Source organism: Actinomadura sp. 6K520 (assembly GCF_004349245.1).
Lineage (GTDB): Bacteria > Actinomycetota > Actinomycetes > Streptosporangiales > Streptosporangiaceae > Spirillospora.
Window position 1 is genome coordinate 1 of record NZ_SMLC01000222.1, and the last position, 9,785, is coordinate 9,785.

The 9,785-nt window shown below is 73.2% G+C and carries 11 protein-coding genes; 8 read left to right on the forward strand and 3 right to left on the reverse strand.

Annotation, left to right across the window (positions count from 1 at the left end; translation table 11 throughout):
- Window positions 1–56 precede the first annotated feature (56 nt).
- The 3 genes from E1289_RS33515 to E1289_RS33525 all read left to right on the forward strand — a co-directional run bounded on the left by E1289_RS33515 (window position 57) and on the right by E1289_RS33525 (window position 2,122).
- Complete coding sequence (locus tag E1289_RS33515; protein ID WP_131987489.1) at window positions 57–515, forward strand: peroxiredoxin; 459 nt, start codon at window positions 57–59, stop codon at window positions 513–515.
- Between the two features lie 59 nt (window positions 516–574).
- A complete protein-coding gene (locus tag E1289_RS33520; protein ID WP_131987491.1) occupies window positions 575–928 on the forward strand; it encodes a hypothetical protein in 354 nt (117 codons plus the stop codon).
- Window positions 929–1,063: 135 nt separating this feature from the next.
- On the forward strand, window positions 1,064–2,122 hold the full coding sequence (locus tag E1289_RS33525; protein ID WP_131987493.1) for an ion channel: 1,059 nt from the start codon (window positions 1,064–1,066) through the stop codon (window positions 2,120–2,122).
- A 111-nt stretch (window positions 2,123–2,233) separates the two neighbouring features.
- On the opposite strand, the gene E1289_RS33530 is transcribed toward E1289_RS33525, so the two are convergent.
- Window positions 2,234–3,199, reverse strand: a complete 966-nt coding sequence (locus E1289_RS33530; RefSeq protein ID WP_131987495.1) for a phosphoribulokinase — start codon at window positions 3,197–3,199, stop codon at window positions 2,234–2,236.
- Window positions 3,200–3,392: 193 nt separating this feature from the next.
- On the opposite strand from E1289_RS33530, the gene E1289_RS33535 reads away from it, so the two are divergent.
- Entirely contained in the window at window positions 3,393–4,049 is a 657-nt protein-coding gene (locus E1289_RS33535; protein WP_131987497.1) for a response regulator transcription factor, read from the forward strand.
- The gene (locus tag E1289_RS33540; RefSeq protein ID WP_131987499.1) at window positions 4,046–5,209 is read left to right on the forward strand and encodes a GAF domain-containing sensor histidine kinase; all 1,164 of its coding nucleotides are present in this window, start codon (window positions 4,046–4,048) and stop codon (window positions 5,207–5,209) included. The genes E1289_RS33535 and E1289_RS33540 overlap by 4 nt, the downstream gene beginning before the upstream one ends.
- On the opposite strand, the gene E1289_RS33545 is transcribed toward E1289_RS33540, so the two are convergent.
- Entirely contained in the window at window positions 5,196–6,371 is a 1,176-nt protein-coding gene (locus E1289_RS33545) for a saccharopine dehydrogenase NADP-binding domain-containing protein (protein WP_131987501.1), read from the reverse strand. The genes E1289_RS33540 and E1289_RS33545 overlap by 14 nt on opposite strands.
- 123 nt (window positions 6,372–6,494) lie before the next feature.
- Between E1289_RS33545 and E1289_RS38595 the strand changes: the two genes are divergently transcribed.
- On the forward strand, window positions 6,495–6,671 hold the full coding sequence (locus E1289_RS38595) for a hypothetical protein (protein ID WP_165970715.1): 177 nt from the start codon (window positions 6,495–6,497) through the stop codon (window positions 6,669–6,671).
- On the opposite strand, the gene E1289_RS33550 is transcribed toward E1289_RS38595, so the two are convergent.
- Complete coding sequence (locus E1289_RS33550) at window positions 6,628–7,614, reverse strand: LysR family transcriptional regulator (protein ID WP_131987503.1); 987 nt, start codon at window positions 7,612–7,614, stop codon at window positions 6,628–6,630. The genes E1289_RS38595 and E1289_RS33550 overlap by 44 nt on opposite strands.
- Before the next feature lie 247 nt (window positions 7,615–7,861).
- On the opposite strand from E1289_RS33550, the gene E1289_RS33555 reads away from it, so the two are divergent.
- Window positions 7,862–9,295 carry a form I ribulose bisphosphate carboxylase large subunit gene (locus E1289_RS33555; RefSeq protein WP_131987505.1) on the forward strand — a complete coding sequence of 478 codons (1,434 nt, stop codon included), beginning with the start codon at window positions 7,862–7,864 and terminating at the stop codon, window positions 9,293–9,295.
- A gap of 1 nt (window position 9,296) precedes the next feature.
- Complete coding sequence (locus E1289_RS33560) at window positions 9,297–9,725, forward strand: ribulose bisphosphate carboxylase small subunit (protein ID WP_131987507.1); 429 nt, start codon at window positions 9,297–9,299, stop codon at window positions 9,723–9,725.
- The last annotated feature ends 60 nt before the right edge of the window (window positions 9,726–9,785 follow it).

The window sequence follows — 9,785 nt, forward strand, 5'->3', positions numbered from 1 at the left end:
CCTCAACAGCCAAAACCTCTCCCGCCGTGGGCGGGGACGGAACGGCGGGAGAGGTTTTGGCTGTTGAGGTGGGCGACGGCGCCCCGGACTTCGAGCTGAGGGATCAGCACGGCACCCCGGTGAAGCTGTCGGACTTCCGCGGCGAGAAGAACGTCGTCCTGGTGTTCTATCCGCTGGCGTTCAGCGGTGTCTGCACCGGTGAGCTGCGCCGGATCCGGGACGAGCCGCCCACGTCGGCCGGCGACGACGTCCAGGTGCTGGCTGTCTCGGTCGACTCGATCTTCGCGTTGCGCAGCTGGTCCGACCAGGAGAAGTTCTCGTTCCCGCTGCTGTCGGACTTCTGGCCCCACGGCGGGACGGCACAGCGTTACGGCGTGTTCGACGAGGGCAAGGGCGTCGCCGTGCGCGGCACCTTCATCATCGACACCGAAGGCGTGGTCCGCTGGAAGATCGTCAACGCGATCCCGGACGCACGCGACATCGACGAGTACCGCAAGGCGCTCGCCGGGCTCTGAGTGAACCGGACCGCACCGGCCGCGTGGCCGGAACCGGTCCCCGCACCCCTGGAGGTGTGATGCCCTGCTACCGCTGCGGGGCGCGGCAGACCGACCCCGTGCGCGGCGCGAGCCCGTGGAAGCGCGGGGTGCGGGCGGACCGGCAGGTGCTGATCTGTCCCGGCTGCCAGGCCGTCCGCGACTGGGCGGACGATCTCGACCGCTGCTCGGCATGCGCCTCGGCCGCCCTGGTGTGCCGCCTCGGCGAGGTCGAGTGCCGCGACTGCGGCCACACCCGCGAGGCCGCCCCCGCCGACCTCGTCCGTTCGGGCGGCCCGCCGGGCGCCCCGCCGGGCGCCTCCGCCGACGGCGACCTCTCCGCGGAGGTGGCCGCGGCCCTCAGCCGCGTCCTGAAACGGGGCCCGGCGCTCTGAGCGCGGCGCACGCCCCTTCGGCCACCGGCGGCCGTTCTCGTCGCCGTGCTCCCGAACCGCATTCCCGTTCCATCACCGCGCCGACCACGGCTTTCGTACTTGACGCGAAAATCCGCATCCTGCCACGCTGCGCGGATGCCGATCGTGCTGATGCAGTTGGTGAACCGGATCACCGGGCGGTCCTGGCGCGTGCCCGCGCTCGTCCTGGTCGCGGCCTTCGCGGTGGGCTGGCTGCTGATGGCGCTGTTCGAGGAGCCCGGCGCCGACATCGCGAAGCCGCACGAGTACATCTGGTACTTCCTCGTGAGCGGCACCACCACCGGCTACGGCGACCTGGCCCCGGCCACGACCGGCGGGCGCATCGGCGGCGTGATCATCATCGGGGCGGGGCTGACCGCGGGGCTCGTGATGTTCGCCGAGCTGACTCTCTGGATGGGGAAGGGACGGACGATGAGGGCCAACGGCCAGGCGCGGCTGCACCTGAAGCGGCACATCGTGATGGTCGGCTACCACCGTGACGGCCTGCGGGCCATCATCGGCCAGATCCGCGCGGACCGGGAGTTCGCCAAGACTCCCGTCGTCGCGATCTTCTGGCCGGACGAGCTGACGGGCGAGAATCCCGATCCGGACCTGTACGACGTGGTCGCGTTCGACGAGACGGCCTACGAGCGGGCCTGCCTGGAGGCCGCCAGGACCGTGGTGGTCGTCGGCCACACCGACGACGAGACCGTCCGGGTGATGCTGGGCGTGGAGGCGTACCTGCGGCGCAAGGGCGACCCGGCCGTCCACCTGCTGGCGGGGGTGCACGAGGGCAACCGCCGCGTGGAGATCACCGAGGCGCTGCGGCTGATCGGCGCGGACATCGAGCCGGTCGACATCGACGACTCCGCCGTGGTGGCGGCGGCGATCCGCAACCCGGGGATCGCCGCGATCTACCACAACCTCGCCAGCACCCTGGACACAGACGGCGCCCTGTACCGGGTGGACATCCCGGAAGGCGCCGGTGAGTGGTCCCGGATGGACGTCGCGATCTTTCTCCTGCGGCGCGGCAGCACCCTGCTCGCCGTCGGCGAGTCGCACCGGCCCGACACCACGTTCCGGCTGACCGCCGCCCCGGACGAGATGATCCGCGGCGGCCAGGCCCTGGCGGTGGTGGCCCGCGCCCGTCCCGACGTCCCCTGGCACGAGCTGTGAAAGGCCGGGAGGGCGCCCTCGCGCCCGCAGGGGCGCCCTCCCGGTTGCCGCGTCGCGCGCGGCCCGGAGCACAGGTCCGAGGCTCCGGGGCCTCCCCGCGCGCTCGCGGGGTCAGGCGGCCTGCCGGTGGTCGGCGTCCAGCAGGTGGTAGAGCAGCAGGAGCTGGGTGATGGCGAGGGGGTCGCTGGTGCCCGCGTCGCCGAGTTGGCCGAGGACCCCGGGGTCGGAGAGGGCCGTGCCGGCGCGCGGGCCGAGGTGTTCCAGTATGGCCTTCTTGACGACCTGCGACTCCTCCGGGGAGACGTATCCGTGCACGTGCAGGGCGTCGACGGGGCGCCCGTCGGTGTCGCGGTGCAGGCGCAGGTGCATGGCCGTCTCGGTCCGGTCCGCGCCGGTGCCGGCGGGGCCGCTGTCCAGGACGTCCGCCAGGTCGGGGTGGTCGATCGTGGGCCGGAGCAGCAGTTCGGCGGACAGCGGGGTGCCGGGCGGGTCGAGCCTCCCGGCGACGGGCGCGAACCGCACGACGATGTCGGCGTGCTTGCGCTGGGGACGGATGTAGGCGGCGCTCTCGGGCTCGCGGCGGTCGAGCTCGGCCATGACCTGCTCGGGCGTGTACCCGCGTTTGGCGCAGTCGCGGCGCACCTTCCACGAGTGGCGCAGCGGCTCGGGCGGGTCGAGGTAGACGGTGATGTCGAAGCAGGCGCGGGCCATCCTGGTGTGCAGCGGGAGCAGCCCCTCGACGATCACGAAGTCGCGGGGCTCGACCAGCTCGGGGCGGACGAGTTCGCCGGTGGAGTGGTCGTAGACGGGCTTGAGGATCGGCTCGCCCATCGACAGCAGCTGCAGGTGCTGCTCCATGATGTCGATGTGGTTGCAGTCGGGGTGCAGCGCCGTGAACGGCTTCCCGGAACGTTCGGCGCGGTCGTAGCGGTGGTAGTCGTCCACGCAGACCGCCGTCATCCTGTCGGCTCCCAGGCACTGGACGAGGCCCCTGGTCAGGGTGGTCTTGCCGGCGGCGCTGTCGCCCGCGATGGCGAGCATGACGGGGCGGCGGCCCGACCCGCGCGCCCGGAGCATATGCACGATCCGATGGGGCACCTTGCTCCTCCGTCCTGCGGAAACCGGTTTTCGTCTAGGAGAGTACGGGGTGGACAGCGGGTGACACTTCCCCCATCCAGGGGAGTGCGGGGGTGAAACGGCGGAGGAAGCCTCCGCATCCGCGGCCGGGTCGGGCTACTGGTGAGTAGCTTCCGGTTGTTATCGTGCGGGAATGAGCGTCCCCGTACGTGTCGTCCTGGTCGACGACCACGAGATGATCCTCGCCGGGCTGCAGGCCATGCTGGCCGGGTTCTCCGGGCGCGTGCGCGTCGTGGGGCAGGCGGGGACGGGGGACGACGCCGCCCGGCTGGTCACCACGCTGCGTCCCGACGTCGTCCTGCTGGACGTGCGGCTCGGGCCGGAGAGCGGCCTCGACCTGTGCCGCCGGCTCACCGGGCGGGTCCCGGAGACGCGGGTGGTGTTCCTGTCGGTGTACGACGACGAGCAGTACGTCTTCGAGGCGCTGCGCGCCGGGGCGGGCGGCTACCTGCTCAAACGGGTGGACGGCCCGGAGCTCGTCCGGCGGCTGGAGGAGGTCGCGCAGGGCGAGACGGTCGTCGACGCGACGCTCGCGGGCCGGATGGCGGTCACCGCGGCCCGGCTGACCCGCGGCGAGTTCTGGCCCGGCGCCAACCGCGGGCTCACGCAGCGCGAGAGCGAGGTGCTGTCGCTGCTGGTGGGGGGCCTGTCCAACAAGGCGATCGCGGCGCGGCTCGTGCTGAGCGAGGAGACCGTGAAGAGCCACCTGCGCGCGCTCTACCGCAAGCTGGAGGTGACCGACCGGTCCGCCGCGATCGCGGTCGCGCTGCGCGAGGGGCTGTTCCGGTGACGGGCGCCGGGCCGCTGGAGCTGCTCGCGGGGCGCGGCACCGACCTGCTCGTCCGCGTCGTGGCGGTGGCCTGCTCCGCCCGCGAGCTGCCGCGGATGGCCGAGGAGCTGGCCGGGCTGGTCGTCCGGTCGGCGCGGGCGCTGACGTTCTGCGACGTGTACGTCCTGGCGGAGGACGAGCGCGTCCTGGAATGGGCGGGCCCGCCCGTCCCGCTGGGGGAGGGCGACGTCGGCTGGGTCGCCGCGCACGGCCGGCCCCGCCGGCACCCGGACGGGCGCGGCGCCGCGATCCCCGTGCACAGCGAGGGCACCGTGATCGCGGTCGTCGACGTCCGCGCGGCCGGTGCGCCGCCGCCCGAGGACCTGGAGCTCGTCACCGCGCTCGCCGGCCTGTTCGGGCCCGTGCTGTGCTCGTGCCGCCGGCTGCGCACCGCACGCGAGCGCGAGCACTCCGCCGAGCGGTTCGCGGAGCGGGCCGTGCAGGCGCAGGAGGCCGAGCGGTCCCGGCTGAGCCGGGAGATCCACGACGGCATCGCGCAGCGGCTCGCCAGCCTCGGGTTCCACCTGTCGGCGGCCGAGCGGGCCATGCCCGAGCACCATCCCGAGGGACTCGCGCAGATCATGATGGCGCGCCGGCTGTGCGAGCTGGCGGCGGCCGAGACCCGCGCCGCGATCGGGGGACTGCGCCCGCCCGTCCTGGACGACCTGGGCCTGTCGGCGGCGCTGGCCACCCTCGCCCGCGAGGTCGGGGACGGCCCCGGCCCGTCCGGCCCGCTGGACGTGACGGTCACCGTCGAGGGCGAACTGGAGGACGCGCTGCCCGACCACGTGCAGACCGCGCTGTACCGGATCGCGCAGGAGGCGGTCGGCAACTGCCTGCGGCACGCGCAGGCGACCTGCGTCGACCTGCTGCTGGAGCACTCCCACGACCGGGTCAGGCTGAAGGTCCGCGACGACGGGACCGGGTTCCCCGTGCGGGACGTCCTCCGGCAGGGCGGCCGCGGGCGCCGGCCCGACTCCTACGGGCTGCGCGGCATGCGCGAGCGCGCCGAACTGCTCGGCGGGCGCGTCACGGTGACGAGCAGGCCCTCGGCCGGGACGACCGTCGAGGCCGTAATCCCCATCCCCGGGCGGCACCGGGGCGGCGTCAGTCCGTCCTGAGGACCCGGAAGGCGATCCCCGCCCTGGTCAGCCGTGCGATCAGGGCGTCGCCCATCGCGGCCGCGGTCGTGACCTGCCCGGCGGTCTCCGGAAGGTCGTCGTGGGCCAGGCACAGCGCCGACTCGGCGAGCATCTTGGCGGTCTCCCCGTAGCCGGGGTCGCCGCCCGCGACCTCGGTGACCACGCGCCGCCCGCCCCCCGCTCCGACGAACTTCACGCTGAACCAGTTGCGGGCGCGCTCCTGTTGCGACGGGCCGTCGCCCGGTGCGCGGAGCCGCAGCAGCAGGTTGCGCGTCGGCGGGAGCGCGGACAGGGCGGCCAGGGCGCCGGTGCCCGCCGCCAGCCCCGCCGCGACGGCGAGCCGCTTGACGGCGATGTAGTGGCCGTAGGAGAAGTCCGGGCCGTAGCGGTCCAGCGCCACCGCGGAACGGACGACGATCTGCGGGTCGAGGGTGGGCAGCGGCAGCGTCCAGCCGCCCGCGACCCGGGCCCGCGGCGCCGGGCGGCGCGAGACGCGCACCCGCCGCCCGGCGGGCCGCTCCTCCACCGCGCGGCGCTCGCGCTCGGCGCGCACCATGCCGGCGGGATCGGCGAACACGCCGATCGCCGAGTGCAGCGTGCCGCCGGACGCGTCCGCGCGGGCGCGCAGGAACGCCTCGACGTGCAGCGGGACGCCCTCGGGAAGCTGCTTCACCGTGAAGTAGGCGCCGAGGTCGTGGGGGATGGAGTCGAACCCGCAGGCGTGCACGATCCGCGCGCCGCTGCGCTCCGCCTCCCGGTGGTACTTCACGTACATCCGGTCGACGAAGGCCGGCTCGCCGGTGAGGTCCACGTAGTCGGTCCCGGCGCGCGCGCACGCCGCCACCAGCGGCTCGCCGTACTTGGCGTACGGGCCGACGGTGGTGATGACGACACGCGCCGAGTTCGCGACGGCCTCGATCGAGGCGGTGTCGCCGGTGTCGGCGTGCAGCAGCGGGAGGTCGGCGCACGCGGGGTCGAGCCCGGCCAGCCGCTCGCGGACGGCCGCCAGTTTCGCCTCGTTGCGTCCGGCGAGGGCCCAGCGCGTGCCGGGATCGGCGTGCTCGGCCAGGTATTCGGCGGTCAGGGCGCCGGTGAAACCGGTGGCGCCGAACAGGACGATGTCGTACTGGCGGTCGGTCATCGTTGCCCCTTTCGCGGGTTTCCGAATTCGATTCTGTCCTGTCCGCCGCCGCTCGTGCGCGGCGGGTCGGCGATGTGAGCGACCGCACTCGTCTAGGGTTTGATCAGTTGAGGGGGTGGTGGCGTGACCGGGCTCGCCGTGGCGATGGACCTCGCCGCCCTGGGCTTCCTCGCCGGCTTCCTGTTCCTCGTGACCCGCCGGGAGACCGTCCCGGGGGACGAGGGCGGCCGGACCGTCGCGATGATCCTGATCGCCGTCAGCCTCGCCCTGCTGTCGGTCTCACTCTGGAGCCTCCCCTAGCCTCCGCCGCGGTCCCGCCCGGCCCGCTCCTGTCCGGCCCGCTCCCGCCCGGCCCGCTTCCGCCCGAGGCGCTTCGGCCCGGGGCGCTCCAGCCGGGAGCGTCCAGCAGGTGCCGGACGAACAGCAGCGTCGTCGCGGACGGTGCGGCCCCGGCGACCGCGTGCCAGGGCCGGTCGAGGGGCATCCCCGGCGCGTCGACGACGACGAGGCGTCCCGCGTCCAGCTCGGTGCCGACGGCGTCCCGCGAGACCAGCGCCACCCCGAGCCCCGCCGCCGCGCCCGCGATCACCGCGCCGTTCGAGCCGAGCACGAGCCGCGGCGGCGACGCCTCCCGCTCGGCCAGGTAGGCGTCCGCGCTCGCCCGCGTTCCCGAACCGGGTTCGCGCATCACCCACGGGGTGCCCGCCGGTGTGAACCCGTCCGCGAGATGCGGGGCGCCCACGACGACCAGCTCGTTCGGGCGGACGGCGAGCACGGTCGCCGCGAGCCCGGCGGGCGGGCGCCCGGCCAGCACCAGGTCGGCCTCGTGCGCGGCGAGGCTGCTCCACACCTGGCGGCGCGGCCCCACCTCCAGCGTCAGCTCGACGTCCGGCCAGCGCTCCCGGAAGGAGGCGAGCAGGTCCGGGAGGAGCTGGTCGGCGGCCGTCGTCACCGCCGTCAGCCGCAGCGTCCCGCGCCCCGGATCGGCCGCGCCGCGCGCCGCGGCCCGCCCCTCCTCCAGCAGCCCGAGGACCTGCCGCGCGTACCCCGCGTAGGCGGTCCCGGCGGCGGTCAGCCGGAGCCCCCGCCCCTCCTTCCGGACGAGCGGGACGCCGAGCTCCCTGGTCAGCGCCGCGACCGCCGCCGACACCGCCGACTCCGTGACGTACAGCCGCCGCGCCGCCGCCCGCACCGACCCCGTGTCGGCGAGCGCGACGAACGTCCGCAACCGCGCCTCGGTCACCCCGCCGACCTCCTCTTTCAAGTGATTGCTTAATGGTCACCGTAGAACACTTGATGGACATCGCAAGTGTCGGGAAGGGAAGCTCGAAACGTTCACGGTCCACGTGGCCGGGACGCGGCGCCCGCCCCGACCCCTGGGGCATGCCGTCCTTCACCGGGGCGGGACGCCGCGCCCCGTTCATCCAGCACAGGCATCCAGCACAGGCAACCAGCACAGGCATCCACCCTCGGGCTGAAGGAGAGCGGCGATGAGCGCAGGCAGATGGTCGGCGGGCGTGATCCCCTACGCCGAGATGGGCTACTGGCGTCCGGACTACCAGCCGAAGGACAGCGACATCCTCGCCGCCTTCCGGATCACCCCGCAGGAGGGCGTCCCGCCGGAGGAGGCGGGCGCGGCGGTCGCGGGCGAGTCGTCCACCGCCACCTGGACGGTGGTGTGGACGGACAGGCTCACGTCCTACGAGAACTACCAGGGCAAGTGCTACCGGGTGGAGCCCGTCCCAGGGCAGGACAACCAGTTCATCGCCTACATCGCCTACGACCTCGACCTGTTCGAGGAGGGGTCGATCGCGAACCTGACGTCGTCCATCATCGGGAACGTCTTCGGGTTCAAGGCGCTGAAGGCGCTGCGCCTGGAGGACATGCGGATCCCCGCCCACTACGTGAAGACGTTCCAGGGCCCCGCGCACGGCATCGTCATGGAGCGCGAGTACCTCGGCAAGTTCGGCCGCCCGCTGCTGGGCGCGACCGTCAAGCCGAAGCTCGGGCTGTCCGCGCGCAACTACGGCCGCGTCGTCTACGAGGCGCTGCGCGGCGGCCTCGACTTCACCAAGGACGACGAGAACATCAACTCCCAGCCGTTCATGCGCTGGCGCGACCGCTTCCTCTACTGCATGGAGGGCGTCAACCGGGCGCAGGCCGCCACGGGCGAGGTGAAGGGCCACTACCTCAACGTCACCGCCGGGACGATGGAGGACATGTACGAGCGCGCCGACTTCGCCAAGGAACTCGGCAGCGTCATCGTGATGATCGACCTCACCATCGGCTACACGGCCATCCAGTCGATGGCCAGGTGGGCGCGCGCCAACGGCGTCCTCCTGCACCTGCACCGCGCGGGCCACTCCACGTACACGCGGCAGAAGAGCCACGGCGTCAACTTCCGCGTCATCGCCAAGTGGATGCGGCTGGCGGGCGTCGACCACATCCACGCCGGGACGGTCGTCGGCAAGCTGGAGGGCGACCCGAACAGCGTCCGCGGCTACTACGACACCCTGCGCCTGGACAAGGTGGAGGCCGACCCCGTGAAGGGCCTGTACTTCGACCAGGAATGGGCGTCGATGCCGGGCACGATGCCCGTCGCGTCCGGCGGCATCCACGCCGGCCAGATGCACCAGCTCCTGCACTACCTCGGCGAGGACTCGATCCTCCAGTTCGGCGGCGGGACGATCGGCCACCCGATGGGCATCGCGGCCGGCGCCACCGCCAACCGCGTCGCCCTGGAGGCGATGATCAAGGCGCGGAACGAGGGCCGCGACTACCTCGCCGAGGGCCCCGACATCCTGCGCGCCGCCGCCAAGAACAGCCGTGAGCTGGACGTCGCCCTGTCCACCTGGGGCGACATCACCTTCACCTACGAGTCCACCGACACACCCGACGTCGTCGAGACCCCAGTGAGCGTGTGACATGCGGATCACCCAAGGCACCTTCTCCTACCTGCCCGACCTCACCGACGAGGAGATCACCAAGCAGGTCGGCTACGCCCTCGGCCAGGGTTGGCCGTGCTCGGTCGAGTTCACCGACGACCCGCACCCGCGCAACTCCTACTGGGAGATGTGGGGCCTGCCCATGTTCGACCTCACCGACCCGGCCGGCGTCCTGTACGAGATCAACGAGTGCCGCAAGGCGTACCCGGGCCACTACGTCCGCCTGAACGCCTACGACGCGAGCTACGGGCGGCAGACGACCGCGCTGCAGTTCATCGTCCAGCGCCCGGCCGAGGAGCCCGGCTTCCGCCTCGATCGCGAGGAGACGTCCGACCGGCGCGTCCGCTACACCCTCCACCCGTACGCGCTGGACCGCCCGGAGGGCGACCGGTACGGGGCGGGACGTTGAGCGAACGCCCCGGCTTCGGGATGCGCCAGAACGGCTCCCCGGCGGCGGCCGCCCCCACCC

Coding starts and splice junctions, on each gene's coding strand:
- E1289_RS33520 (WP_131987491.1), top strand. CDS start 575: ATGCCCTGCTACCGCTGCGGGGCGCGGCAGACCGACCCCGTGCGCGGC.
- E1289_RS33525 (WP_131987493.1), top strand. CDS start 1,064: ATGCCGATCGTGCTGATGCAGTTGGTGAACCGGATCACCGGGCGGTCC.
- E1289_RS33530 (WP_131987495.1), bottom strand. CDS start 3,199: ATGCTCCGGGCGCGCGGGTCGGGCCGCCGCCCCGTCATGCTCGCCATC.
- E1289_RS33535 (WP_131987497.1), top strand. CDS start 3,393: ATGAGCGTCCCCGTACGTGTCGTCCTGGTCGACGACCACGAGATGATC.
- E1289_RS33545 (WP_131987501.1), bottom strand. CDS start 6,371: ATGACCGACCGCCAGTACGACATCGTCCTGTTCGGCGCCACCGGTTTC.
- E1289_RS33555 (WP_131987505.1), top strand. CDS start 7,862: ATGAGCGCAGGCAGATGGTCGGCGGGCGTGATCCCCTACGCCGAGATG.
- E1289_RS33560 (WP_131987507.1), top strand. CDS start 9,297: ATGCGGATCACCCAAGGCACCTTCTCCTACCTGCCCGACCTCACCGAC.